The 24,764-nt window shown below is 51.9% G+C and carries 26 protein-coding genes; 16 read left to right on the forward strand and 10 right to left on the reverse strand.

Annotated features, from left to right (window positions below):
* The first annotated feature begins 96 nt into the window (after positions 1-96).
* The 4 genes from glpX (at position 97) to EA58_RS15360 (ending at position 3,111) form a co-directional block, all read left to right on the forward strand.
* Positions 97-1,104, forward strand: coding sequence for a class II fructose-bisphosphatase (glpX, locus tag EA58_RS15345; RefSeq protein WP_036754674.1), 1,008 nt, complete (start codon positions 97-99; stop codon positions 1,102-1,104).
* Positions 1,105-1,275: 171 nt separating this feature from the next.
* Entirely contained in the window at positions 1,276-1,893 is a 618-nt protein-coding gene (locus tag EA58_RS15350; RefSeq protein WP_036754677.1) for a helix-turn-helix transcriptional regulator, read from the forward strand.
* A 28-nt stretch (positions 1,894-1,921) separates the two neighbouring features.
* Positions 1,922-2,665 (forward strand): ferredoxin--NADP reductase, encoded by a 744-nt coding sequence (locus EA58_RS15355; protein ID WP_036754680.1) that lies wholly within the window; start codon positions 1,922-1,924, stop codon positions 2,663-2,665.
* A gap of 134 nt (positions 2,666-2,799) precedes the next feature.
* Entirely contained in the window at positions 2,800-3,111 is a 312-nt protein-coding gene (locus tag EA58_RS15360) for a DUF3135 domain-containing protein (RefSeq protein ID WP_036754684.1), read from the forward strand.
* A 68-nt stretch (positions 3,112-3,179) separates the two neighbouring features.
* On the opposite strand, the gene EA58_RS15365 is transcribed toward EA58_RS15360, so the two are convergent.
* Complete coding sequence (locus EA58_RS15365; protein WP_036754687.1) at positions 3,180-3,527, reverse strand: 5-carboxymethyl-2-hydroxymuconate Delta-isomerase; 348 nt, start codon at positions 3,525-3,527, stop codon at positions 3,180-3,182.
* A gap of 393 nt (positions 3,528-3,920) precedes the next feature.
* Between EA58_RS15365 and tpiA the strand changes: the two genes are divergently transcribed.
* Positions 3,921-4,691 (forward strand): triose-phosphate isomerase, encoded by a 771-nt coding sequence (tpiA, locus tag EA58_RS15370; protein ID WP_036754689.1) that lies wholly within the window; start codon positions 3,921-3,923, stop codon positions 4,689-4,691.
* A gap of 119 nt (positions 4,692-4,810) precedes the next feature.
* Here the strand turns inward: tpiA and pfkA are convergent, their stop codons facing one another.
* A complete protein-coding gene (gene pfkA, locus EA58_RS15375; protein WP_036754692.1) occupies positions 4,811-5,773 on the reverse strand; it encodes a 6-phosphofructokinase in 963 nt (320 codons plus the stop codon).
* A 466-nt stretch (positions 5,774-6,239) separates the two neighbouring features.
* Positions 6,240-6,746 (reverse strand): CpxP family protein, encoded by a 507-nt coding sequence (locus tag EA58_RS15380; protein WP_235199625.1) that lies wholly within the window; start codon positions 6,744-6,746, stop codon positions 6,240-6,242.
* Between the two features lie 161 nt (positions 6,747-6,907).
* On the opposite strand from EA58_RS15380, the gene EA58_RS15385 reads away from it, so the two are divergent.
* The 3 genes from EA58_RS15385 to trmL all read left to right on the forward strand — a co-directional run bounded on the left by EA58_RS15385 (position 6,908) and on the right by trmL (position 9,588).
* Complete coding sequence (locus EA58_RS15385; RefSeq protein ID WP_036754695.1) at positions 6,908-7,597, forward strand: response regulator; 690 nt, start codon at positions 6,908-6,910, stop codon at positions 7,595-7,597.
* Positions 7,594-8,991 (forward strand): envelope stress sensor histidine kinase CpxA, encoded by a 1,398-nt coding sequence (gene cpxA / locus EA58_RS15390; protein ID WP_036754699.1) that lies wholly within the window; start codon positions 7,594-7,596, stop codon positions 8,989-8,991. The genes EA58_RS15385 and cpxA overlap by 4 nt, the downstream gene beginning before the upstream one ends.
* Positions 8,992-9,123: 132 nt before the next feature.
* Entirely contained in the window at positions 9,124-9,588 is a 465-nt protein-coding gene (trmL, locus tag EA58_RS15395; RefSeq protein WP_036754702.1) for a tRNA (uridine(34)/cytosine(34)/5-carboxymethylaminomethyluridine(34)-2'-O)-methyltransferase TrmL, read from the forward strand.
* A gap of 59 nt (positions 9,589-9,647) precedes the next feature.
* Here trmL and cysE read toward each other — a convergent pair whose 3' ends face one another.
* From cysE to EA58_RS15415, 4 genes are all read right to left on the reverse strand, one after another.
* Positions 9,648-10,469 carry a serine O-acetyltransferase gene (gene cysE / locus EA58_RS15400; protein ID WP_036754811.1) on the reverse strand — a complete coding sequence of 274 codons (822 nt, stop codon included), beginning with the start codon at positions 10,467-10,469 and terminating at the stop codon, positions 9,648-9,650.
* 167 nt (positions 10,470-10,636) lie between these two features.
* Positions 10,637-11,653: an NAD(P)H-dependent glycerol-3-phosphate dehydrogenase gene (gpsA, locus tag EA58_RS15405; RefSeq protein WP_036754705.1), complete on the reverse strand. Its 1,017-nt coding sequence runs from the start codon at positions 11,651-11,653 to the stop codon at positions 10,637-10,639.
* A 13-nt stretch (positions 11,654-11,666) separates the two neighbouring features.
* Positions 11,667-12,137: a protein-export chaperone SecB gene (gene secB, locus EA58_RS15410; protein WP_036754812.1), complete on the reverse strand. Its 471-nt coding sequence runs from the start codon at positions 12,135-12,137 to the stop codon at positions 11,667-11,669.
* A 115-nt stretch (positions 12,138-12,252) separates the two neighbouring features.
* Entirely contained in the window at positions 12,253-12,687 is a 435-nt protein-coding gene (locus EA58_RS15415) for a rhodanese-like domain-containing protein (RefSeq protein WP_036754708.1), read from the reverse strand.
* Positions 12,688-13,113: 426 nt separating this feature from the next.
* Between EA58_RS15415 and gpmM the strand changes: the two genes are divergently transcribed.
* From gpmM to EA58_RS15430, 3 genes are read left to right on the forward strand one after another with little or no spacing between them, the layout of a single operon-like run.
* Positions 13,114-14,652, forward strand: a complete 1,539-nt coding sequence (gene gpmM, locus EA58_RS15420) for a 2,3-bisphosphoglycerate-independent phosphoglycerate mutase (RefSeq protein WP_036754711.1) — start codon at positions 13,114-13,116, stop codon at positions 14,650-14,652.
* Positions 14,653-14,660: 8 nt separating this feature from the next.
* Positions 14,661-15,827 carry a murein hydrolase activator EnvC family protein gene (locus EA58_RS15425; protein ID WP_051642139.1) on the forward strand — a complete coding sequence of 389 codons (1,167 nt, stop codon included), beginning with the start codon at positions 14,661-14,663 and terminating at the stop codon, positions 15,825-15,827.
* Between the two features lie 54 nt (positions 15,828-15,881).
* The gene (locus tag EA58_RS15430) at positions 15,882-16,601 is read left to right on the forward strand and encodes a divergent polysaccharide deacetylase family protein (RefSeq protein ID WP_036754713.1); all 720 of its coding nucleotides are present in this window, start codon (positions 15,882-15,884) and stop codon (positions 16,599-16,601) included.
* A gap of 60 nt (positions 16,602-16,661) precedes the next feature.
* Here the strand turns inward: EA58_RS15430 and tdh are convergent, their stop codons facing one another.
* The 3 genes from tdh to EA58_RS15445 all read right to left on the reverse strand — a co-directional run bounded on the left by tdh (position 16,662) and on the right by EA58_RS15445 (position 19,727).
* Entirely contained in the window at positions 16,662-17,693 is a 1,032-nt protein-coding gene (gene tdh, locus EA58_RS15435; RefSeq protein WP_036754715.1) for an L-threonine 3-dehydrogenase, read from the reverse strand.
* 62 nt (positions 17,694-17,755) lie between these two features.
* Positions 17,756-18,949, reverse strand: coding sequence for a glycine C-acetyltransferase (locus EA58_RS15440; RefSeq protein WP_036754717.1), 1,194 nt, complete (start codon positions 18,947-18,949; stop codon positions 17,756-17,758).
* A 130-nt stretch (positions 18,950-19,079) separates the two neighbouring features.
* On the reverse strand, positions 19,080-19,727 hold the full coding sequence (locus tag EA58_RS15445; RefSeq protein ID WP_036754719.1) for a TetR/AcrR family transcriptional regulator: 648 nt from the start codon (positions 19,725-19,727) through the stop codon (positions 19,080-19,082).
* 186 nt (positions 19,728-19,913) lie between these two features.
* Here EA58_RS15445 and rfaD point away from each other — a divergent pair, with 186 nt between their 5' ends.
* The 5 genes from rfaD (at position 19,914) to lpxM (ending at position 24,760) form a co-directional block, all read left to right on the forward strand.
* Positions 19,914-20,858: an ADP-glyceromanno-heptose 6-epimerase gene (rfaD, locus tag EA58_RS15450; protein ID WP_036754722.1), complete on the forward strand. Its 945-nt coding sequence runs from the start codon at positions 19,914-19,916 to the stop codon at positions 20,856-20,858.
* Positions 20,859-20,941: 83 nt separating this feature from the next.
* A complete protein-coding gene (locus EA58_RS15455; RefSeq protein WP_235199626.1) occupies positions 20,942-21,670 on the forward strand; it encodes a glycosyltransferase family 25 protein in 729 nt (242 codons plus the stop codon).
* Positions 21,671-21,719: 49 nt separating this feature from the next.
* Entirely contained in the window at positions 21,720-23,054 is a 1,335-nt protein-coding gene (locus tag EA58_RS15460) for an O-antigen ligase family protein (RefSeq protein ID WP_036754726.1), read from the forward strand.
* On the forward strand, positions 23,047-23,727 hold the full coding sequence (locus EA58_RS15465; RefSeq protein WP_081819708.1) for a glycosyltransferase family 32 protein: 681 nt from the start codon (positions 23,047-23,049) through the stop codon (positions 23,725-23,727). The genes EA58_RS15460 and EA58_RS15465 overlap by 8 nt, the downstream gene beginning before the upstream one ends.
* A gap of 67 nt (positions 23,728-23,794) precedes the next feature.
* A complete protein-coding gene (gene lpxM, locus EA58_RS15470) occupies positions 23,795-24,760 on the forward strand; it encodes a lauroyl-Kdo(2)-lipid IV(A) myristoyltransferase (RefSeq protein ID WP_235199627.1) in 966 nt (321 codons plus the stop codon).
* Positions 24,761-24,764: the final 4 nt, after the last annotated feature.

Consider the following 24,764-nt stretch of genomic DNA (forward strand, 5'->3'; position numbering starts at 1 on the left):
TCCCCTACTTTTCACGACAGGAAAACGATTTCCTGCGGTCTGTGATACAATTGCGCAGATTTTCATCATCTGTAGTTGTCTGATTCAGGAGTTCCCATGAAACGCGATTTGGCGATGGCTTTTTCCCGTGTCACCGAAGGTGCCGCACTGGCTGGATATCAATGGCTGGGCCGAGGCGATAAAAACGCCGCAGATGGCGCCGCAGTGGCCGTCATGCGTACCCTGCTCAATCAAACTGAAATTGACGGTGAGATTGTGATCGGCGAAGGCGAAATCGACGAAGCGCCGATGCTCTATATCGGTGAAAAAGTGGGGGTCGGTGGCGACGCTGTGGATATTGCCGTCGATCCGATTGAAGGCACCCGGATGACCGCCATGGGGCAGAACAATGCCCTTGCCGTGCTGGCAGCAGGCGAAAAAGGCGCTTTTCTCAAAGCACCGGATATGTACATGGAAAAACTGGTCGTCGGTCCTGCAGCCAAAGGCCACATCGATCTCAGCCTGCCGCTGGAAGAAAATCTGAACAATATCGCAGCCGCACTGGGCAAAAGCCTGGAGACTCTGGTCGTCATCACACTGGCCAAACCCCGTCACGACGACGTAATTGCCCGCATGCAGGAACTGGGTATCCGAGTTTATGCCGTGCCGGATGGTGACGTGGCCGCTTCGATTCTGACCTGTATGCCTGACAGCGAAGTCGATGTGATGTACTGCATCGGCGGCGCGCCGGAAGGCGTGGTCTCTGCGGCCGCGATTCGTGCGCTGGGCGGCGACATGCAGGGCCGGCTGCTGCCGCGTTTTCTGGTCAAGGGTGGCAGTGACGACAACTACCGAATGGGGCAGCAGGAAATCAACCGCTGCCGGGAAATGGGGATCGAACCGAACCAAGTGCTGCCACTGGAACAAATGGCCAAAAGCGATAACGTCGTTTTTGCCGGAACAGGTATCACGAAAGGCGACTTACTGGACGGTATCACCCGCAAGGGCAACATTGCCACCACGGAAACCCTGCTGATCCGCGGAAAATGCCGGACAATCCGCCGCATCAAGTCAATCCATTACCTCGATCGTAAAGACCCGGCGATTCTGCCCCACATTCTGTAAAACCTGCCTGTTTCCCGGCCTGTTTTCTCTCCGGCCGGGTAATAACGTCCTGATCATCATCAGACTTTCACGGTATTCTCTCGCAAACTGGACTATGCTATTTAGTAAAGTCGTTGCTTTATATACTGAGTCGGCGACATAATAGGCCGAATGAACACAAGCAATACAACCATGAAAACCATAGATAAAATTCTCCACCGGATGAAACAGGATGGTCCGGTGACTGCCAAAGTCCTGTCCGAAGAGCTGAAGCTGACGACCATGGGCGTCCGCCAGCACCTGCAAGGACTGGAAGATGATGGTCTGGTCGGTTTTGAAGACATCAAAGCCAAAGTCGGCCGCCCGACCCGTCACTGGCATCTGACAGCGAAAGGACATGAACAGTTCGCCGATCGTCATGGTGATCTGATCATCCAGATGCTGGACTCGGTGGAAAACCTGTTTGGTCAGGAAGGGCTGCAAAAAATACTGAATCAACGAGAGGACAACACTCTCAATCAGTACCGGCAAGCCATCGCAAAGGCAGAAAATTTAAAAGAAAAACTTCAGATCCTGACTACACTGAGGGAAAAGGAAGGTTACATGGCACAGCTGGAGCCGGATGATCACGGCTTCATTCTCATCGAGAACCATTGCCCCATCTGCCATGCCGCCAAACGTTGCCCCTCTTTATGTCGATCTGAACTGACCGTTTTCCAGCGTCTGCTGGGCGACGATGTCGCGATTGAGCGCAGTGAACACATCATTGCGGGTCAACGTCGCTGCAGTTACCGGATATACCCAATCTGAGCATCTGATTATGTAAAAGGAGATCACAATGGCCGACTGGATCCCTGCCAAGGTTATCAAGAATCGTCACTGGAACAGCGAACTGTTCAGTCTGACGCTGACGGCGAATATTGAGCCCTTCAAAGCCGGGCAATTTACGAAGCTGGCGCTGGAATGCGACGGCAAAATGGTTCAGCGTGCTTACTCCTTTGTGAATCCGCCCAGCAGCGATCAAATTGAAATCTACGCGACCCGGGTCGCCGACGGCCTGCTCTCCCCCAGACTGCATGCACTGGCAGAAGGAGATGAGGTATTTATCACGGCCCGGGCCAATGGTTTCTTCACATTAGATGAAGTGCCTGACGGTGAGGTTTTGTGGCTACTGTCAACGGGTACGGCACTGGGTCCTTATCTGTCGATTCTGCGCGAAGACACCGCCTGGAAGCGGTTTCGAAAAATTGTGCTGGTTCATGCCGTCCGCTTCGCTGCCGATCTCAGTTATCAGGCGGAAATCAATGAACTCAAGGCCAAATATCCTGAGCAGCTCATCGTTCAGCCCTTCGTCAGCCGCGAACCGGCACCACTGGCACTCACCGGCCGGATTCCGCAGGCCATTGCCGATGGCATGCTGGAACGTCATGTGGGAATTCCGCTGAATCCTGAAACCTGTCAGTTCATGCTGTGCGGAAACCCGGCCATGGTCAAAGATACCAAAGCCGCGCTGGAAGCACGCGGCTTCATCAAAAACCTGCGCCGGAAACCCGGCCAGATCACCGTCGAACATTACTGGTAAATCGTCCGACTTCCTGGACAGTCCGGTTAAGCCAATCATTCAGCGTCTCGTCAATGAGACGCTTTTTTTTGTTCCCGCCATCTAGTGTTAAGGGTGTCACAGTTTTGGCCATTTTGGCTGTAAGGGGACGAGTGATGCAGACATTACCACCGTTTGATGAACTCAAAAAACTGGCAGAAACCGCGCCGGAAAAATTAGAAGCCTTGCGCCTGAGCATGAGTGAAGACATTATCCGCAATGCCAGTCCAGCCATGCAACCCAGGCTACGGGCACAGTTGAGTCATATCAATCAGATTATCGCCCGGGGTAAAAACCCGATTCACACCAATATGCTGCTCCGGGCCGAGCTGCAACAGCAACTTCATCGCTTTGCCCAGTCGCTGACGGCACCAGAAACCCTGACCGAGCAGCAGGCAGAGATCATGCCCTTCCGCCGTCAGGCATAGTCTTACTCTCAGAAACAAACGGGCCGTCATTTGACGGCCCGTTTGTTTCTGTCCCCTTGCTCACCGACTCAGCGCTTGGCCTTGAGATAGGTCTCGCTTGCCATATCACGGATTTCAATGGTCAGACTGTCAATCGATGCAGCATGTTGTTCCAGCAACGGCATCAGACGCTCCGCCAGTCCGCGCTTACAATCATTGTCCCGACCGGACAACAGCGCCAGCTCCACATGAATAAAATTCCGGGCATCACCGCCTTCCCCCACTTGCCACTGATGGCAAGGATAAGCGCGGGATTTGACCGATGCAGGCTCAAAGACCCCACACGTCAGTAACGACTGGTGCAAATCTTCCAGCAACGCGGCAACATTCACCCGCTCCGCGACAGGATCAGCAAATTCCAATTTCAGGTGTGGCATACGTCTCTCCTTGATGCTCAGGCATTCCCTGTAAATTCCGTCAATCGCCGTCTAAATTAGCCGATTTTACTGGCCCAGGCGACCACACAGTCCTGAAATCCTCTGTAGATCACTTTCCACGTACAAAACAACTGTCTACGCCCATTCCGGGAATGAAAAAAAGTTACAGCTCAGAGTTCACTTTTGGCCCTGAAATCGGTACAAACAACGAGGAGCTTGCTCAAGATTAAGGAAGTTTACATCTATCCGACGTATACTGACGTTGTTTTTGCCATCGGTATCAGGACGTCCCGAACTGAAAGGCAGACGACACTGAACACACTGCTGACCAGGGACAGTTGTGTGTTCAGTTTCGTCTGAATTTAGACATCACATAGATATGGAGAAAATCGTATGCGTCATCCTGTAGTTATGGGTAACTGGAAGCTAAACGGCAGCAAAGAGATGGTCACCAACCTGCTGACAGGTCTGGATGCCGCGCTGGCTGGCGTTGAGGGTGTTGACGTGGCCGTCGCGCCACCTGCGATGTATCTGGATCTGGCAGAGCGTCTGATTAGCCAGGGCAAGAGCAACATCATTCTGGGTGCTCAGAACGTCGATGTGAACGCCAGCGGCGCTTTCACCGGTGACATCTCACCAGAAATGCTGAAAGATTTCGGTGCCAGCCACATCATCATCGGTCACTCTGAGCGTCGTGAATACCACAACGAATCTGATGAATTCGTTGCCAAGAAGTTTGCCTTCCTGAAAGAGCACGGCCTGACTCCAGTTCTGTGTATCGGTGAATCAGAAGCACAAAACGAAGCCGGTGAAACTGTGGCGGTTTGTGCTCGTCAGCTGGACGCTGTGATCAAAACTCAGGGCGTGGAAGCGCTGAATGGCGCCATCATCGCTTACGAACCAATCTGGGCGATCGGGACCGGTAAAGCAGCAACCGCACAACAGGCGCAAGAAATTCACGCAGCAATTCGTGCGCACATTGCTTCCTTCAGCGAAGAAGTCGCGAAGAAAGTCGTGATCCAGTACGGCGGTTCTGTGAAAGCAGGCAATGCGGCTGAGCTGTTCGCGATGCCAGACATCGACGGCGCTCTGGTTGGCGGCGCGGCGCTGGATGCAGAAGGTTTTGCTGCGATTGCAAAAGCCGCTGCTGAAGCGAAGAAATAAGACATCTGCCATCAGGTGCGGCCAGTGCTGCATCTGATGTCGCAGCCTTTCAGAAGGCTGTAAATACAAAAAAGCCGACTTCAGGTCGGCTTTTTTAGTTCAGCTTCAGTTCTGTGGTATCAGAACAGCTTGTCCGCAACTGCATACAGATCTTTGCGAACCGGACGCTTCATGTTCTCGATCGCATCAATGATGTCGTGGTGCACCAGTTTCTCGTTCTGAACACCCACACAACGGCCACCTTCGCCCTGAATCAGCAGATCCACTGCGTAAGCACCCATGCGTGAAGCCAGAATCCGGTCGAATGCCGTTGGCTGACCACCACGCTGAATGTGACCCAGAACTGTGGCACGGGTTTCACGGCCGGTTTCAGACTCGATGTATTTCGCCAGTTGGTTCACATCGGTCATCAGTTCGGTAATCGCGACAATCGCATGCTTCTTGCCTTTGTAGATACCTTCTTTGATCTTGGCCAGCAACTCTTCTTTGTGCAGACCGGTTTCCGGGGTGATGATGTATTCACAACCACCGGCAATCGACGCCATCAGCGTCAGGTCACCACAATGGCGGCCCATCACTTCCACAATGGAAATCCGCTGATGTGAAGACGATGTATCACGCAGACGGTCAATCGCGTCAATCACAGTATTCAATGCCGTCATGAAACCGATGGTGTAATCCGTCCCTGCCACATCGTTATCAATGGTGCCTGGCAGACCAATACATGGGTAACCCATTTCGGTCAGCTTTTTCGCCCCCATGTAAGAACCGTCACCGCCGATCACCACCAGTGCATCAATGCCATGAATCTTCAGGTTTTCAATCGCCTGAGCACGGACCTTCTCGTCACGAAACTCAGGGAAGCGTGCAGACCCAAGAAAAGTACCGCCCCGGTTGATCACGTCAGATACACTGGAACGGCTCAGCTTTTCAATACGGTTCTGATGCAAGCCCTGATAGCCATCGTATACACCGTAAACTTCCAGGCCTTCCGTTAAACCGGCACGCACTACACCGCGAATCGCTGCGTTCATACCTGGGGCGTCGCCGCCGCTGGTCAAAACACCAATCTTTTTAATCATGGTTACCCTCTGACTTTGGGAAATGAAAAATCCTTTCCTGCACGAGCTGGCCCAAGTCACCGACTCCGCCACGCACCCTCTGGGCTGCGACTCGCGTAAACTGTAACTTTCCTACTAATGTAGGAGTATTACAATTTAGAAAAATGATGTATTGATTCATATCACGTAAACTTGCCATGCGCCGAGAGACTTTTCCGCAGACTGGAATCCATCGTTCATTTTGTGCGGGAAGACGCTGCAAAGCTTTATGCCCCTAAGTATATCCTGAGTTTGCAATCTCAGCCGCTTCGTCATCGGACTCTCTGAGCATGGCTGTTTTTAGCCACATGGCCAGATAAATCTTCTCCGCAGTATAGCGGTTTTATGATGAAATTTAATAACAAAATTGACAAGTTCAGCATAGAGTGACAACAAAAAAAGCCACAACATCAAGTTGTGGCTGCTATATTACCCATTGAAAACAGAATTATTCACTGTATTTCTCTTTCCACTTCGCCGTGCATTCTGCTTGTTTCTCAGCCCGTAAATTCTTGTACTGAGTTTTTTGTTCCGGCGTCAGAAGATTCAGCATCTCATGACGTTGCTTCATCATGGCAACCCGACGATCAATCTGCTGATCAGACATCTGTTTCGCCAGCGCCCGGACTGCATTTTCATCAAAGTTATCTGCCAGCATCAATGCCTGCATTTTGTCGTGGTTGGCCTGCATTGCCTCACGACCTTGCATCATCTGTTCACGCATCCCGTCTTTATAACTTTCCCGCAGGCTGCGCATCTGCGCTTTCTGGGCATCACTCAGATTCAATGAACGGAGAATACTGCGATCTGCATGTGGCCCGCCGCAACCGTCAAAGTCCCGGCCATGATGACCTTTGCCGCTGGCCAGTGCGGAGACTGACCCCAGCATCAGTGGCACCGCCAGCACAATGGCAACCCGACGTTTCATGACTTGGCTCATCATCTTCTTCATCATTTATCTCGCTCTGTTGGTCTCTGTTACCCCTGAGTCTACGCCCCAGCAGGTAAAGGGTTGTCGTGAAAACGTAAAGCTGGGTAAAGCACTGTTATCCTGCTTGGCCTGCATACGGCCATAAGAGATACTTAAATGTATAGTGAACTGGCACGAAGATTGGTATGGCAAATATACTTTTAGTCGATGACGACAACGAATTAACGGCACTGCTCAGCGACATTCTTCAGTTAGAGGGATTCTCCGTCCGCATCGCCCATAACGGCGAGCAGGGTCTGCTGATGGCAGACGACGACACCGACCTGATCCTGCTCGATGTGATGATGCCAGCAATGAACGGGATTGAAATGCTGCGAAAACTCCGTGAAACCCGTAGTACCCCAGTGCTCATGCTGACGGCTAAAGGTGAAGAGATTGACCGGGTGTTAGGGTTAGAGCTGGGCGCAGACGACTATCTGCCCAAACCATTCAGTGACCGGGAACTGCTGGCAAGAATGCGAGCCATTCTGCGACGCGCCCGTCTGGTGCAGGAAAACCCACAGGAAACCGACAGTCTCACCTATCTGGACCTGACGATTTATCCCGGCCGCCAGGAAGTGACCTGCAATGGCATCCCCATCGAGATGACAGCCACAGAGCTGGCGCTGCTGAGTCACCTGATCCGTCACCCGGGCACTGTGGTTACCAAGCATACCTTGAGTCTGGAGGTTCTGGGCAAACGTCTGGCCCCCTTTGACCGAGCCATTGATATGCATGTCTCGAACCTGCGCAAAAAACTACCGCCAAGAGCGGATGGTAAGCCACGGATCAAAACCCTGCGCGGCAAGGGTTACCTCTTTGTGGAGGCTGGATGAAGCTGCCGATGCTCAACCGGCTATCCAGCCGGATCTTCGCAATCTTCTGGCTGACGCTGATGCTGGTTGTGCTGGTGCTGTTATTGCTGCCTCACCTGGATCCCCGAGCCCAACACACCATTCCCAAGCCGGAGCTGGAGCGATATCAGGCCGCAGCAGAACGCATTTCAAATCGCCTGAGTCATGGGCAGGGTCGTCTGGAAGACAAGCTGCTGCCGCTGGCTGATCCCAAGCGCCACAAAGGCATGCAACTCTATTTTACCAGCCTTGACGGTGAACTGCTGACCCCGCACGAACGGACCAAAGCCCTGCGGAACTTCATTACGAGTGCCGATAGCCCGGACAACCCAAGACAGAAACTCTACGGCCGCTGGATGGTCGCCGGGCCATTTCTGATCAGCGATCAGAGACAAAGCGCGCTGATGTACATCGGTCGGTTTACTCATCGGCCACCGCCCTTTTTCCTGCGCATCCTCGACCAGCCATTTCATCTGTTACTGTTGACAATGCTCGTCAGCACACCATTGCTGCTCTGGCTGGCCTGGGCGCTCAGCCGCCCCGCCCGAAAGCTGCAACAGGCCGCCCAACGCGTTGCCAGCGGTCAGTTTACCCAGGATCCGACACTGGAAACTTCGGGGCCGCAAGAATTCCGTCAGGCCGGGGCCAGCTTCAACCAGATGGTGAGTTCGGTGAACCAGATGATCAGCGGTCAGCAGCGGTTGCTGTCCGACATCTCCCACGAGCTGCGCTCGCCGCTGACCCGGCTTCGAATGGCCACAGCGCTCGCCCAGCGTAAGCAGGGCAACAGTCAGGAACTCGACCGGATTGATACCGAAGCCGAACGGCTCGAAGCGATGATCGCCAAACTGCTGGAGCTGTCGCGTATGCAAATCCACGGTCAGGAAGCTCGCGAGCAAAGCGATGCGGTCAGCCTGTGGCAAGACATGCTGGATGATGCAGAGTTTGAAGCCAGTCAGCATCAGAAATCGCTGACCTGTGGCCCTCTTCTGCCCTGGCCGCTGACCGGCAATGCTGAGCTGCTGATCAGTGCACTGGAGAATGTCGTTCGCAATGCCATCTACTATGGCAAAGACCGGGTCGATGTGCAGTTCAGTGCCAATGACCACAGCCTGACCATCACGGTGGATGACAATGGCAGCGGGGTACCGGATGAAGAACTGAAAGATATCTTCCGACCCTTCTACCGGGTATCCACGGCCAGAGACCGTCACAGCGGCGGCACCGGGCTCGGGCTGGCTATCACGGAAAATGCCATTCGCCAGCACAATGGCAGTATCACGGCCAGTCCGAGTCCGCTCGGGGGACTGAGAGTCACCCTGACGCTGCCACTGGCTCCCCAGGGACAGCCCCTAGCGACTTCAGTCTCTGCATAATCTGTCGGACGACCTTCCCTAACCGGCTACGGGGAAAGTCGTTCATCCGAGCATCACGCCCTGTGTTACCGCGCTGGTTTGCCTACCACAAGACAGGCTACAATAACGCTTTTGCCGTTGTGAAACTTGAGCATGTTTGATATTGCCCTGTATGAACCTGAAATTGCGCCCAATACGGGCAACATTATCCGCCTGTGTGCCAATTGCGGTGCAAATCTGCACCTGATTGAGCCGCTGGGGTTTGATCTGGAAGAGAAAAAACTGCGCCGTGCCGGGCTGGATTATCGCGATCTGACCCATGTTCATCGCCACGCGGATTTCGAAACCTTTCTGGCAGCCACTGCCGGACGTCGCCTGTTCGCCTGTACCACCAAGGCGACTCAGTACCACACACAAGCCCGTTTTCAGGCAGGGGATATTTTGCTGTTTGGCCCAGAAACCCGGGGCCTGCCACTTGAGGTGATCGAAAGTTTAGCGCCGGAACAGCGCCTGCGTATTCCCATGCATCCAGACAGCCGCAGCCTGAACCTGTCCAATGCCGCAGCAATTATTGCGTATGAAGCCTGGCGTCAGTTTGACTTTGCCGGGGCAAAATAAGCCGGGGCAAAAACGCAAAAGGGGCCTAATGGCCCCTTTTGCTTCGCAACGATACAATGTCAGATACCGTCACCGGCAATAAACGTCTGATACACACCGTTGAACTGCTGATCCATATCCATTGAGGGTTTATCCGAACTAGGCCGACCCACGATTTTTGCCGGCACACCGGCAACCGTGGTATGCGCAGGCACTGGCGCCAGCACCACAGAGCCAGAACCAATCTTAGCTCCTTCACCGACTTCAATGTTCCCCAGGATTTTCGCACCCGCGCCGATCATTACCCCTTCACGAATTTTCGGGTGACGATCGCCACACTCTTTACCCGTACCGCCCAGGGTCACATCCTGAAGAATCGACACATCATTTTCAATCACTGCCGTTTCACCAATCACGATACCTGTGGCATGGTCAAACATGATGCCCTGTCCAATCCGGGCTGCCGGGTGAACATCCACCTGACAGCTCACAGAAATCTGGTTCTGAAGATATACTGCCAGGGCTTCCCGGTTTTGTTTCCACAGCCAGTTGGCCACCCGATAGCCCTGCAAGGCGTGATAACCTTTCAGATAGAGTAAAGGCACAGAGAACTTGTTGATGGCCGGGTCTCGCTCAACCACAGCCCGGATATCACAGGCAGCCGACTCTGTAATCATTTGATCTGCGGCATACGCCTCTTCAATCACCTCGCGCACAGCCATCGCAGGCATCGACGGTGTTGCCAGCTTATTCGCCAGAATATAGCTGAGTGCAGCCCCAAGATTATCGTGTTTAATGATGGTGGCATGGTAAAAACTAGCCAGCATCGGTTCCTGTTCCGTCAGTACGATCGCTTCCTGCTTGATGGTTTTCCAGACGGCTTTCTGTTGACACTCCCTCACGTCGTCCCCTGTATATCCTTTCTGTATATGCACCATATAACTGCCTCCGCCCGATATCCGGCTGCTTGACAGTGAGTCTGGATATCACTTTAAACTTCTCAGCAAAAAAAACAACGCGGGCTTCACTGCCCGCGCTGTTTTATTCTGATTGCGTCTCCTGGAGGGCGTTATTCATCTTTCTTCGCCCTGGCCAGCAGATCTCTGGCCGCCTCTCGGGCATCTTTGCCCTGATAAAGCACCTGATAAATCTGTTCGGTAATCGGCATATCCACACCAAAGCGCTGGGCAAGCACCCAGACTTCCTTGGTGTTACGGTATCCTTCGACCACCTGGCCAATACTCTGTTGCGCTTCATCCACAGCTTTGCCCTGACCCAGTGCCAGACCGAAACGTCGGTTCCGGGACTGATTATCGGTACAGGTCAGCACCAAATCACCCAGGCCAGCCATCCCCATGAAGGTTTCCGGCTGTGCACCCAACGCTGCCCCGAGACGGCACATTTCTGCCAGTCCGCGGGTAATCAAGGCCGTTCGGGCGTTGGCCCCGTAACCGATGCCATCAGACATCCCAGCGCCGATCGCAATCACGTTCTTCACTGCACCGCCGAGCTGCATACCAATAAAATCACTGTTGCTGTAAACCCGAAAGCTTTTATCGCAATGGATTTTATCCTGCAGATCTTTCACGAAACCGGCATCCGGAGAGGACACAGAAATCGCAGTCGGCAGACCAGCGGCCAGCTCTTTGGCAAACGTCGGGCCAGAAAGAACCGCCAGCGGAATGCTTTCCCCCAGAATTTCATGGGCGACATCCTGCAGCAATCGACCGGTTTCCGGCTCCAGACCTTTGGTAGCCCAGCAAATCCGGGAGTCTTCACGCAGGAATGGCTGCATCTGTTTCAGCACATCCGCAAAAGCATGGCTGGGCACCACCAGCAATAAATCCCGGCTGGCTTTCACCGCAGCTTCCAGATCGGCAGTCAGGATCAATGATTCAGGAAAAGCCACGCCCGGCAAAAACGCCTCGTTGGCCCGATCGGTTTCCAACTGTGCGATATGGGCCGGATTATGGCCCCACAGAATGACATTGGCCCCATTCCGGGCTAATGAAATGGCCAGTGAGGTGCCGTAAGAGCCGGCACCTAGCACTGACATCGTAATTGCGTTCTCAGTGGTTGAAGTCATGCGTACCCGCCAATCAGGCTTCAGAGCTTTCCTGGCTGCCTTCAGCCTGGCTTTGCAGGTAGTTCATGAACAGCGCATCAAAGTTGACCGGTGCCAGGTTCAGTTGCGGGAAGGTCCCTTTCACAACCAGGCTGGAAATAGTTTCGCGCGCATATGGGAACAGGATGTTCGGGCAGAATGCACCCAGGCAATGGGCCAGCTGAGGCGCTTCCATACCAGAAACAGAGAAAATACCACCCTGCTGCACTTCACACAGGAAAGCAGAATCTGAGTCATTGTTCACAGTCACCGTCAGACGCAGAACGACTTCATACACGCCTTCTGCCAGCTCACGACTTTGCGTATCCAGATCCAGTTTCACTTCCGGGTTCCATTCTTTCTGGAACATTTCAGGTGAGTTCGGAGCTTCGAAAGAGACATCTTTCAGGAAAATGCGTTGGATTTGGAAGTTCTGTTGCGCTTCGTGGTTCGCTGCTTCAGCCATGATATTGTCCTTTTTCTGAGGATTTCGCGCTTGGAAATCTGTCATTGTGCCGGGAGCCGCCCGGCCTGAGTAATAAGGGTAGCCAAAATACACAGCTACCCGAGCGTTCAAAATCTTACTTCTTTCCTTTGACCAGAGGCATATTGGCCTCATTCCAGGAAATCAAACCGTCTTTCAGCAGGTTCACATTACTGAAGCCAGCTTTGTGCAGCAGGTTGGCACTTTCCTGCGCCGTCTGACCTGTTTTGCACACCACAATGATGGGGGCTGACTTATACTTTTCAAGCGGTGCCAGTTTCTCGGCTTTAATTTCGCTTGGCAAAATGTGAAGTGCACCAGCAATATGGCCACGCTGAAACTCATCTTTGTTTCGAATATCGACAAAAATGCCGTCTTCACGATTGACCATCACTGTCGCCTGATTCGGTGTCACTACGGCATAACCCGCTGTTTTCTGCTTTACGATTGAAGCGAGCAGGGCCACAACCAGACCCACCCAGACCAGGGACAATATCGGATTACTCGTCACAAACTCTATGAATTGCTGCATGATTTTCGCTCTATCCACCTTCACCGGCTGCCCGAAGAACGGCCAGCGGCAAGATTCAACCAAATTTAAGGAAACTGAGTATACCTGTGGCCGGAATGAAGTACAGCCACCCGCCGCATTTACGCGTCACGGCTCACTGCTTTCAGTCTCGTTATCCCGGTGTCCGATGGCCTTGCCTATCACTAAAATAGAAAAAAACGCATGTTCCGGACTTACGCTCGCGGACCGAATTGAATATATTTTATGTCGTAAAGATAACAAACCATTTACAGCGTAGTTTGATCTGAACTACAAAGTGTTGGTTATTTTGTAGTAAAATTACCGACCTGACTCCTTACCTGAGCGCCCTGGTAGACGACATCGCCGGTTGTTGAGGTAATTGGTCTACATTTTTCAGATTGTTCATATTGATGGAGAGGACAGCTTATGTCTGCTAAGAAGCCACTGGCTCTGGTAATTCTGGACGGTTGGGGTTATCGCGAAGATACAGCCAACAACGCAATTGCCAACGCCAACACCCCGGTTCTGGATAACCTGATGGCAAACGAAGCCAACACCCTGATTTCTGCCTCTGGCCTGGACGTCGGCCTGCCTGACGGTCAGATGGGGAATTCAGAAGTCGGCCACACCAACATCGGTGCCGGCCGTGTGGTCTATCAGGACCTGACCCGGATTGCCAAAGCGATCTCCGACGGTGAATTCCAGCACAACCCTGCGCTGGTCAATGCCATGGACAGCGCGATTTCTGCCGGAAAGGCCGTCCATATCATGGGCCTGATGTCACCGGGCGGTGTTCACAGCCATGAAGACCACATCGAAGCGGCTGTGAAAATGGCTGCCGAACGTGGTGCAGAGCACATCTACCTGCACTGCTTCCTAGATGGTCGTGATACGCCACCACGCAGTGCCCAGGCTTCTCTGGAGCGTTTTGATGCCCTGTTTGCCCAGCTGGGTAAAGGCCGCACCGCTTCTCTGGTTGGCCGTTACTACGCCATGGACCGGGACAACAACTGGGAACGCGTTGAAGTCGCTTACAACCTGCTCACCGCAGCAAAAGCCGAGTTTTCTGCTGAGTCTGCGGTCGCTGGCCTGCAAGCGGCCTATGCCCGTGATGAAAACGACGAATTCGTGAAAGCCACTGTGATCCGTGCTGAAGGCCAGCCGGATGCAGCAATGCAGGATGGCGATGCCGTTATCTTCATGAACTTCCGCGCTGACCGCGCCCGTCAGATCACCCGCGCTTTCCTGCCGGAGTTCACTGGCTTTGCCCGTCAGCATTTCCCTGCGCTGCACTTCGTCATGCTGACTCAATATGCGGCAGACATTCACCTGCCATCGGCTTTCCCACCGGAAAGTCTGGAAAATACCTTGGGTGAGTGGCTGGCGAAGCAAGGCAAGACACAGCTGCGTATTTCTGAAACTGAGAAGTATGCGCACGTCACCTTCTTCTTCAATGGCGGCGTCGAAGACGAATTTGACGGTGAATCCCGCGCACTGGTCGCGTCACCAAAAGTGGCAACATACGACCTGCAACCTGAAATGAGCGCACCTGAACTGACCGACAAACTGGTTGCGGCGATCAAAAGCGGCGAGTTCGACATGATCATCTGTAACTATCCAAATGGTGACATGGTTGGTCACACCGGTGTCTACGATGCCGCAGTGAAAGCCTGTGAAGCGATTGATGAAAGCATCGGCCGCGTCGTTGAAGCAATCAAAGAAGCCGACGGCCAGCTGCTGATCACAGCCGACCACGGCAATGCTGAAATGATGATCAATCCGGAAACCGGCGGCGTGCACACCGCGCACACCAACCTGCCTGTTCCGCTGATTTACGTCGGTGACAAAGCACTCACTCTGAAAGAAGACGGCAAGCTGTCTGATCTGGCACCGACCATGCTGTCCTTGACCGGGCTTCAAATCCCGTCAGAGATGACTGGTCAGGTGCTGTACGATCTGAAATAATCCTGGACATGCGGGCATTATTTTATCGTACATACTGTACTCTGCGCGCCAGTGCCTTCGGCACTGGCGCTTTGCTATGTCTGGCGTTTTCCTCCTTGGTTCTGGCTGACAATCAGAATCAGCTGGAAGGCATGAAACAGGAAATCGTCCGCCAGCAACAGCAGTTGAGCCATAAAAAACAGCAACTCAGTGAAGTACAGAAAACCCTGAAGCGGCAGGAACTGGCCATTGCCAGCACAGCCGGAAACATTCGTCAGGCGGAGCAGAAAATTGACACACTGACCCGCTCTATCAGCCAACTGGAAAAAGAACAACAGGCACTCGTGCAGCGCCAGATCGGCCAGCGGGAACAACTGAAAGCCCTCATCACCAGCCACTATAAACTCGGAAAAGCCTCACCTCTGGCCAACTTATTGGGTGAAAATGACGCTTCCCAACTGGAACGCATGACAGAATATGCCGCCCGCCTGACTCTGGCCCGCAGCAAAGCACTCGATGAACTGGCCGCAACAGATACTGAAATCCAGCTCAAAAAACACCAGTTGACGGAACAGCGTCGTACCCAGCAAAACCTGCTGGCTCAACTGAAAAAAGACCGGGCCTCACTACTCACCAGACAGAAAGCCCGTCAAAGTACAGTCAGACAGCTGCAAGGCCAGCTCAGTGCTGATAAACGTTATCTGACCGAGCTGAAAGACAACGAAACCCGCCTGGTCAGTGAAATCGCCAAAGCCAGAAAAGCCGCAGAAGAAGCCGCGCGACGTGCTCAGGTCAGGATGAGCGGCCTGAACACATTAAAAGGCAAGCTGCCCTGGCCGGTGAAAGGCAGTGTGATTCACAACTATGGCAGCCCACTGAAAGGCGAGCTGCGCTGGAAAGGCATGGTGATCAGCAAGTCCATTGGCAGTGAAGTGAAAGCGGTTCATGACGGAAAAGTCGTCTTTGCCGACTGGCTGCGCGGTTACGGCTTGATGGTCGCGATTGACCATGGTCATGGTGATATGAGCTTTTACGGCTACAACCAGACAGTGCTGAAAAAGGTTGGCGATACCGTCCGGGCCAATGAAGCCATTGCGCTGGTCGGTGACAGTGGCGGACAGGAAGCACCAGGGCTGTATTTCGAAATCCGTCGCAAAGGAACACCCACCAACCCGCGTCCCTGGCTGACCCGGTAAGCACAGAGAGAACACTCAGGTCGTTTTTCCACGAACAGGACAAGGATGGTTCGCATGAAGTGGTTTGTTCGTTTCAGTCTGTTCTGGCTGCTGACACTGCCCTGCGGTGCTCAGGCAGCCAGGCTTGCGATCGTCATTGATGATCTCGGTTATCAGCTGATGCCCTCTCCCCTATCTGCCCTGCCGCCGCAAATCAGCATATCGGTATTACCGGATACGCCCTTCGATCAGCAAACTGCCCGTCAAGCGCATCAGGAACAGCGGGATGTCCTGCTCCACATGCCCATGCAACCCAGCCGATCGGCGCCACTGGAGCTGACCACACTGACAGCCGCCATGAAGAAAGACGAGCTACAAACCAAACTGCGACACGCACTGACCCGAGTGCCCGGTGCGATTGGGGTGAACAATCACATGGGCAGCGCCCTGACAGAAAATCCGATAGCCATGCGCTGGGTGATGGAAGTGCTCAGACAGCAGCAACTGGGTTTTCTCGACAGCCGCACCACACCCAACTCAGTCGCCGAACGGCAGGCGCAGGCCGCTCATATCCCGGCCCTCCGCCGCCATGTTTTCATCGATCATGTCCCGACTGAAGCCTTCATCCGTCGTCAGCTCAGGCGCGCTATCCGACAAGCTCAAAAACAGGATATCGTCATCGCCATCGGCCATCCTCACCCGGTGACCTTAGCCACCATCACGGCGATGCTGCCGGAAATGCAGCAAGCGGTGACTCTGGTCCGTCTTTCTGAACTCTTTACACCGACCGGATAACAGGCACAAAAAAAGCGGCGTGCCTGCGCACACCGCTTCTTCAGCATTCCGATCGCTGGATTAGTCCCAGCTCAGAATCACTTTGCCAGACTGGCCAGAACGCATCACATCGAAGCCTTTCTGGAAGTCATCCACAGTATAGTGGTGAGTAATGATTGGTGTCAGATCCAGACCAGACTGAATCAAACTGGCCATCTTGTACCAGGTTTCAAACATTTCACGACCGTAGATGCCTTTGATCACCAGACCTTTGAAGATCACCTGTGTCCAGTCGATCCCCATATTGGATGGTGGAATTCCCAGCATCGCAATCTTACCGCCGTGGTTCATGCTTGATAGCATGCTGTTGAAAGCCGCTGGAACACCCGACATCTCCAGGCCTACATCGAAGCCTTCCGTCATCCCCAGCTCAGACATCACGTCTTCCAGCTTCTGCTCGGCCACGTTCACCGCACGGGTCACACCCATTTTGCGCGCCAGTTCCAGACGGTACTCGTTCACATCAGTGATCACCACGTGACGGGCACCCACATGCTTCGCCACAGCCGCAGCCATGATCCCAATTGGGCCAGCACCGGTGATCAGAACATCTTCACCCACCAGATCGAAAGACAACGCTGTGTGGACCGCGTTACCAAACGGGTCAAAAATCGAGGCCAGATCGTCTGAAATATTGTCTGGGATCTTGAACGCGTTAAACGCCGGAATCACCAGATACTCAGCAAAAGCACCTTCACGGTTGACGCCCACACCAATGGTATTCCGGCACAGGTGTGTCCGGCCACCACGACAGTTCCGGCAGTGACCACAAGTAATGTGACCCTCGCCAGAAACGCGATCGCCGATTTCAAAACCACGAACTTCCTGACCAATGGCTACCACTTCACCCACATATTCGTGGCCGACCACCATAGGAACAGGAATTGTATTCTGGGACCATTCATCCCAGTTATAGATGTGCACGTCAGTCCCGCAGATTGCGGTTTTTCTGATTTTGATCAGCAGGTCGTTATGGCCAATCTCAGGCTTGTCGACCTCCGTCATCCAGATGCCTTCTTCCGGCTTTAGTTTGGAGAGAGCTTTAATTTTCATGTGACTTTCCACTAGGTGCTCAGAGGCGTACCCTCACGCCTCTGCCGCAAAATCGGTATGGTTCAGATAATACCCATATCTTGGCCGATACGGATAAAGACATCAATTGCACGATCCAACTGCTCAGGACTGTGCGCCGCAGACATTTGTGTCCGGATGCGCGCCTGACCTTTTGGTACGACCGGGTAAGAGAAGCCCACGACGTAAATGCCTTCTTTCAATGCACGCTCGGCAAACTCAGCCGCCAGCTTGGCATCACCCAGCATAATCGGAATGATCGCGTGATCTGCTCCCGCCAGCGTAAAGCCCGCTTCAGACATGCGACGACGGAAATGCTCCGCATTTTTCCACAGCTGGGCACGCAAATCGCTGCTTTCAGCCAGCAGATCCAGCACACGAATCGATGCAGACACAATCGCCGGTGCCAGTGAGTTGGAGAACAGATAAGGACGTGAACGCTGACGCAGCCAGTCAATCACTTCTTTCTTACCCGCCGTATAACCACCGGACGCTCCGCCCAGTGCTTTACCCAGCGTGCCCGTGATAATGTCGATGCGATCAATTACATCGTGGTATTCGTGTGTCCCGCGACCATTATCACCCATAAAACCGACGGCGTGAGAGTCATCGACCATCACCAGCGCATCGTATTGATCGGCCAGATCGCAAATCGCCGGCAGGTTTGCCACCACACCGTCCATTGAGAAAACACCGTCGGTGACAATCAGCTTGTGGCGCACACCCGCTTCATTGGCTGCAATCAGCTGTTGTTCCAGCTCCGCCATATCATTGTTACCGTAGCGGAAACGTTTTGCTTTACACAGACGAACACCGTCAATGATCGAGGCGTGGTTCAGCGCATCAGAAATAATGGCGTCTTCAGGGCCCAAAATGGTCTCGAACAGACCCGCATTTGCATCAAAACAGGAAGAGTAAAGAATGGTGTCTTCCATGCCTAAGAAGGCCGACAGCTTACTCTCCAGCTCTTTATGTGCGTCCTGCGTACCGCAGATAAAACGCACTGAAGCCATACCAAAACCGTGCTCATCCATGCCTTGTTTGGCAGCCTCAATCAACGCCGGGTGGTTCGCCAGACCCAGATAGTTGTTGGCACAGAAGTTCAATACGTGATCACCTGAAGTGATCTCAATATCGGCCTGCTGTGCTGAAGTGATCACACGTTCGCTCTTGTATAATCCTTCCGCTTTCACTTCCTGAATCTGATCGGCGATCTGTTGATAAAAGGCAGCTGACATTTTGCTCTCCAAACTTGTAAAGGCGTTTTTGCCAATTTCGACGAACAACATACTAAAAACTTAGTCGTTAATCGCTACAATGTTACAAAGTTACTCGAATTTTAAGAGCTAAACTCTGAATCGTCGACAACTATGAAACATCCCTTCTGACTTGATTACAATAATGTGATTCAAGTTGGAGAACGACTTCCCGCCCCTGAGCACTGGTCAGAGGTCTTATAATGCTGAGGATCTGCAGCACCCCCTGATAGATCACCGCCTTGGTGATTTTGGCCTGAGGAGCCTGCGCCGTCTGATAACAAATCCAGCTGCTGGCCACCAGTTTGAGTGTATTAGCCAGACTCTGCAGTTCCTCATCGTCAAGCGTCACCAGACCCAGCGTCCGGAAATGCCGCATCACAGTCATGATGTCCTGATGGAGGTTTTCCTGAGCTTGCAGGTATTTATGCTGCAATTCCGAGTCCCGGCTCAGGATATCCGGCAAATTGGCATAGAAAAAACGGTAACGCCACATCAGCATGAAGACCGCATCCAGGTACTGCAGCAGGCTGTCTGAAGACAGCGCGGCTTCCTCACGCGGCTGAAAGCGAACGCGCAACTCCTGAGCGTATTCATCAAAAATACAGTGTATAATCTCTTCCTTATTTCGGAAGTGGTAATACAGATTGCCGGGACTGATGCCCATATGTGCCGCAATATGGTTGGTGGTCACATTCGGTTCACCATTTTCATTAAAAAGTTCCAATGCGGCATGGATAATTTTATCGCGGGTTTTCATAGGCCTCTCACTTGCATCGCCCTTGGCAGACAGGGTTTGTGAACATTGTGGGGTCAAAATCAAGATCAACAAACCTCGATGATGTTATCATATCTATTGACGAATTATTGACGCGGTGGTGCGGTTCCTCTGCTATCTTGCAGAACTCTGACCACTGAGTTCATCTGACAGAAAACTGGAAGTGCCATGATTATAGTGACTGGTGGCGCCGGCATGATCGGCAGCAACATTGTAAAAGCGCTCAACGAGCAGGGGTATCGTGACATTCTTGTTGTCGACAACCTCAAAAATGGAACTAAATTTGCCAATCTGGTGGATTTAGACATTGCTGACTACATGGACAAAGAAGACTTCATCACACAAATCATGGCCGGTGATGAGTTCGGGCCTATTGAAGCCGTCTTCCACGAAGGCGCTTGCTCTGCCACCACGGAGTGGGATGGCAAGTATATGATGCTCAACAACTACGAGTATTCCAAAGAGCTGCTGCATTATTGTCTGGAGCGCGAGATTCCGTTCCTGTATGCCTCCTCTGCCGCAACTTATGGCGGCCGTGACCGTGACTTCATTGAAGAAAAAGAGTATGAAGGTGCGCTGAACGTCTACGGCTACTCTAAGCAACTGTTTGACAACTATGTCCGCCGCCTGTGGCAGGATGCCGAGGCACATGGTGAAACCCTGTCGCAAATTACCGGCTTCCGTTACTTCAACGTTTATGGTCCGCGAGAGCAACACAAAGGCAGCATGGCATCGGTCGCATTCCACCTGAACGAGCAACTCTCCAAAGGCGATAACCCTAAACTGTTTGAAGGTTCTGAAACCTTCCAGCGTGACTTCGTCTATGTGGGTGACGTTTGCAAAATGAACCTGTGGTTCTGGCAAAACGGCGTATCCGGCATTTTCAACTGTGGTACTGGCCGTGCCGAGAGCTTCCAGGCTGTCGCTGATGCTGCCATCAAGCACCACGGCAAAGGCAAGGTTGAAACTGTACCATTCCCGGAACACCTGAAAGGCCGCTATCAGACGTATACTCAGGCAGATCTCTCGAAAGTACGGGCCGCCGGTTATCAGGACGAATTCAAGACCGTTGCTGAAGGCGTTGCCGAATATATGGCGATTTTAAATCGTTAAACCATCCTAATTTTGAGAAGCGGCACAGAGTTCAGCATCAACATAAAATGTGCCGCTATTTTCTTCGCTGAGAAAAACGATTGATGACGATGAAGACTTATGTTGTCAGCTTAGCGCGCTCCACCGAGCGTCGTGAGCATATGCAGGCCCTTTTATCACAGGCAGGGATCCCTTTTGAATTCTTTGATGCTGTCGATGGAACGGCATCTGATCAATTCCTGCACTGTAACAAAGCGGTCCCAGAGCTGACGTTTAAGCGGAAAGGCTATCATCTTGTTCCGGCTGAAATCGCCTGTTTTGCCAGCCATTTTGCGCTGTGGGAAAAATGTGTCGAGCTGGATGAGCCCATTGTGATTCTGGAAGATAACGTCGCATTATTGACGGAAAATATTCCAACATTACTCGCAGAGCTGAGACAGCATATTGAACAGTGTGGATACATCAAGCTGTCGGCACATCAGCCCAGTCAATATACAGCTGTGTTCGATATCGATGGAAAATATTCGCTGGGTTTGTATCGTAAAGGAACCTGTGGCACCAGTGCATACATCCTTTCGCCTACAGCAGCCAAACAGTTCATCCAGCATGCTCAATCTTTTATTGAACCTGTCGATGACTACATGGAGAAACCGTGGCGCCATGGCGTCAAAGCCTACCATGTGTTTCCTTCCGTCTTAGAGCGCTCACAAACCAAAACAGTTATTGGCACCACACGAAAACAAAAGCACCCTGTGGGACTGTCCCGCAAATTATACATTGAAGGTTTCAGAGCTTATGAAACCCTGATGAGAACGCTGACCAAAGTGATCTGAAAGTCAATCTGTATTGCCCCTGACAATTCAAAAACTAGAGCAACCCGAAATGCAACTTGATGCGAGATTAAAACAACTCCTGGACTCAAAAGGCTTTTGCCTGGCAATGCTGTGCTGTGTCATTGGTTATATCCTGTTCAAACGCTCATACCGAGATGTCGGCGATATTTTCCAGAGCATCTTCATGCTGGCTTCGATCTGCGCATTGTATGTTGAACGGAAACAGTTCTGGAAAGACAAAATGCTGTGGGCTCTGCTGTTCGCAGTCGTGGTTCAGGTACTGAGTTGGGTTAATTCACGCGTGGATATTCCCGAGCTGGCCAACTCGACCCCACATATTGGCGCATTGGCAGATTTGTTCTTTTTCATCTTTATGGCTTACTGGCTCAAGGGCTCGATCAACAATGTTTATCTGGCCTGGTGGGCAATGTGTCTGGGCATACTACTGGCGTTTTACAGCCATTCCGACATTCTCCAACAAATTGAAATGGGCTTAAAAGGCATACGCATTGACTTCAATATTATCAATGCGCAATATCCGGCGATGTACAGTGGTGTCGGCTTTTTGCTGTCTTCCTTTTTCCTGATGAAATACGCTTGCCTGAGTATCAAGGAAAAAGGGCTCAAAAATATCACGTTGTTCATTTCAGCCCTGCTGCTGTTTGTTGCGTTTACTTTTGTCGTCATTACCACCCAATCCCGGCAGGTCTGGGTCGCATTGCTTGCAGCCTATGTCGTAGGTACCATCCTGTATGCCATTTTGCATAAAGAAAAACTCAATAAGCTGATCCTGGCTGGTGCATTTTCGCTAGTTGGCTTTGCATTTTACACTTACGCCAGTGTGCCCCTGGTCCATGAACGGGTACAGAAAGAGATGGGGACAGCCACATCAATTCTGACCAACGGCGATATGTCCAAGATTCCGTTTAATAGTGCCGGAACCCGTCTCCACCTCTGGTCCGAAGCGCTGAAATGGGTCAAAGAAAGACCGATTCTGGGCAGTGGTTACAACAGCAGAGTGAAGGTGATCCAGCTTGCCGAGCACTTCCCTGCAAATATCAAACAACACTTTACACACCTGCACAGCTCCCACATCGAACTGCTGGTGTCCTATGGCATTGTTGGCCTGCTGCTCATGTATTTTGTCTTTACCTGGGTGATTCGTGCCTCAATGTATGCCCCAGAAAAGCGGGGCGTGAATGAGGTCTTGCTGATTTCTCTGATGTTCACAATGTACTGGCTGACCGTGAATTTGTTTGAATCCTTCTTCTTTTCGAATAACGGTCAATGGATTCACAACGTGATGCTGGGAAGTTGCTATACCTTCTTCCTCACCTATAAACTCAGTGGCTCCCGTACGAAAGAACAAACTGCAAATGATTAAGAAAATACATGCCATTTGGCTAGGCAAAAAAATGCCACCACTTGCTTTTGTCTGCATTGATGACTGGCATAAACAAGGCTATGACTTCAAGCTTTGGACTGATGAAGATCCCCTGATTCAACAGTGGATCGCAGCTTGCCCCTTTGCAAAAACATGCCTGGACAAGGGATTGTTTGCTTTTGTCACCGATTACCTGCGATTAAAAATCCTTCAGCACGAAGGTGGCCTTTACCTGGATGTTGATGTCACTATCCAGCAAGACCCATTCCCACTCTTTGAAAACTGCAAATTTGCTGTGGGCTACGAGTCTGAAACTATGCTGGGAACGGCTTCGATTTACGCAGATCCAGACTCCGTCATCCTGAACCGACTTGTACATTTCTACGAAAAAGATATTTATCAATCCCCGCTTTATATGGGGCCAGAGATTATGACCGACTTCCTGATTGGTCAGAAACTGCACCAATCAGAAAGCTGCCAGCTTTATCCAGTAGAATATTTCTACAATTATCAGGGTGAACCAATGCATTTTGACAAACCGGACAATGCATACCTGACACACTGGTTCCAGCACAGCTGGAAAAAATCGAAAGGTCTGGTATTCCTGAAATCCAAGCACATGGGTCTTTTAGGGAAATTTTACGTCTGGCAGAAATATTGCTTCAAAAAATAACATGGGTGGCTCCTGTCTGCCGTAACCAACAGACAGAAACATTCACTGCAACAAGAGAGATTATCTTTTGACTACCGTTCAGAACCGCTTATCACAGGATGAACTGCCCCCTGGTTACCATCCCACTTTTCAGTGGTCATTTCTGCACCCCCGGCATTGGGGAACCTGGATCAGCATTTTTTTCCTTGGTCTGTTTGCCTTACTTCCCTGGCGAATTCGCGACCGTATCGCTGGTTTCGTGGGATTGCACATTGGCCGAAGAGTGAAAAAATCACGCCACCGGGCACGCGTGAATCTGACGCTCTGCTTTCCTGAATTGTCTGAAACGGAACGCGAAGCAAAAATTGATCAAATGTATTCTGTTGCTTCCCAGGTGGTTCTGGCAATGGGAGAACTGTTGTTTCGAAGCCGCAAACATTTGCAACAACGCACTCAGGTTTTTGGTCAGGAGCATCTGGACAAAGAGCTTGCTGCTGACAAATCCGTGATCATTTTAGTACCGCATTGCTGGGCTATCGATTTTCCAGCCATTTTCTGGGCCTCTCTCGGATTACCGGTTGTCGGACTGATAAAACCTCAACACAGGCAACCTGTTTTTGATTGGTTGATCAGTTGTCAGCGCCTGCAATATGGCGGGATCTGCTATGCTCGGGATGGTGGCTTGAAGCCCTACATTCGTGCGATCAAATCGGGCTTTCTGGGTTACTACCTGCCGGATGAAGACTTTGGTCCGGAACAAAGCCAATTCACCGATTTCTTCGCAACTAAAAAAGCGACGTTCTCCGGCTTAGGCAAAATCGCCAAACTGACAAACGCATCTGTTATACCGATGATCCCGGTATACAATACAGAAAACGGCAAATTTGAAATTCACATTTCTCCGGTACTGAATCCATTGCCGGGACCAGATGCCCAACACGATGCCAATCTGCTGGCTGAAGCTTTGGAAAAAATGGTCGCCCCTTATCAGGAGCAGTATATGTGGAATCTCCAACTGCTGAAAACCCGACCGGATGGCAGCAAACCCTACTGAATTT

This window comes from Photobacterium galatheae, from assembly GCF_000695255.1.
GTDB classification, from domain to species: Bacteria; Pseudomonadota; Gammaproteobacteria; order Enterobacterales; family Vibrionaceae; genus Photobacterium; species Photobacterium galatheae.

Bases quoted from the DNA above. Each gene is read 5' to 3' on its own strand.
- glpX (WP_036754674.1), top strand. From the start codon at position 97: ATGAAACGCGATTTGGCGATGGCTTTTTCCCGTGTCACCGAAGGTGCC.
- EA58_RS15350 (WP_036754677.1), top strand. From the start codon at position 1,276: ATGAAAACCATAGATAAAATTCTCCACCGGATGAAACAGGATGGTCCG.
- EA58_RS15355 (WP_036754680.1), top strand. From the start codon at position 1,922: ATGGCCGACTGGATCCCTGCCAAGGTTATCAAGAATCGTCACTGGAAC.
- EA58_RS15360 (WP_036754684.1), top strand. From the start codon at position 2,800: ATGCAGACATTACCACCGTTTGATGAACTCAAAAAACTGGCAGAAACC.
- EA58_RS15365 (WP_036754687.1), bottom strand. From the start codon at position 3,527: ATGCCACACCTGAAATTGGAATTTGCTGATCCTGTCGCGGAGCGGGTG.
- tpiA (WP_036754689.1), top strand. From the start codon at position 3,921: ATGCGTCATCCTGTAGTTATGGGTAACTGGAAGCTAAACGGCAGCAAA.
- pfkA (WP_036754692.1), bottom strand. From the start codon at position 5,773: ATGATTAAAAAGATTGGTGTTTTGACCAGCGGCGGCGACGCCCCAGGT.
- EA58_RS15380 (WP_235199625.1), bottom strand. From the start codon at position 6,746: ATGATGAAGAAGATGATGAGCCAAGTCATGAAACGTCGGGTTGCCATT.
- EA58_RS15385 (WP_036754695.1), top strand. From the start codon at position 6,908: ATGGCAAATATACTTTTAGTCGATGACGACAACGAATTAACGGCACTG.
- cpxA (WP_036754699.1), top strand. From the start codon at position 7,594: ATGAAGCTGCCGATGCTCAACCGGCTATCCAGCCGGATCTTCGCAATC.
- trmL (WP_036754702.1), top strand. From the start codon at position 9,124: ATGTTTGATATTGCCCTGTATGAACCTGAAATTGCGCCCAATACGGGC.
- gpsA (WP_036754705.1), bottom strand. From the start codon at position 11,653: ATGACTTCAACCACTGAGAACGCAATTACGATGTCAGTGCTAGGTGCC.
- secB (WP_036754812.1), bottom strand. From the start codon at position 12,137: ATGGCTGAAGCAGCGAACCACGAAGCGCAACAGAACTTCCAAATCCAA.
- EA58_RS15415 (WP_036754708.1), bottom strand. From the start codon at position 12,687: ATGCAGCAATTCATAGAGTTTGTGACGAGTAATCCGATATTGTCCCTG.
- gpmM (WP_036754711.1), top strand. From the start codon at position 13,114: ATGTCTGCTAAGAAGCCACTGGCTCTGGTAATTCTGGACGGTTGGGGT.
- EA58_RS15425 (WP_051642139.1), top strand. From the start codon at position 14,661: ATGCGGGCATTATTTTATCGTACATACTGTACTCTGCGCGCCAGTGCC.
- EA58_RS15430 (WP_036754713.1), top strand. From the start codon at position 15,882: ATGAAGTGGTTTGTTCGTTTCAGTCTGTTCTGGCTGCTGACACTGCCC.
- tdh (WP_036754715.1), bottom strand. From the start codon at position 17,693: ATGAAAATTAAAGCTCTCTCCAAACTAAAGCCGGAAGAAGGCATCTGG.
- EA58_RS15440 (WP_036754717.1), bottom strand. From the start codon at position 18,949: ATGTCAGCTGCCTTTTATCAACAGATCGCCGATCAGATTCAGGAAGTG.
- EA58_RS15445 (WP_036754719.1), bottom strand. From the start codon at position 19,727: ATGAAAACCCGCGATAAAATTATCCATGCCGCATTGGAACTTTTTAAT.
- rfaD (WP_036754722.1), top strand. From the start codon at position 19,914: ATGATTATAGTGACTGGTGGCGCCGGCATGATCGGCAGCAACATTGTA.
- EA58_RS15455 (WP_235199626.1), top strand. From the start codon at position 20,942: ATGACGATGAAGACTTATGTTGTCAGCTTAGCGCGCTCCACCGAGCGT.
- EA58_RS15460 (WP_036754726.1), top strand. From the start codon at position 21,720: ATGCAACTTGATGCGAGATTAAAACAACTCCTGGACTCAAAAGGCTTT.
- EA58_RS15465 (WP_081819708.1), top strand. From the start codon at position 23,047: ATGATTAAGAAAATACATGCCATTTGGCTAGGCAAAAAAATGCCACCA.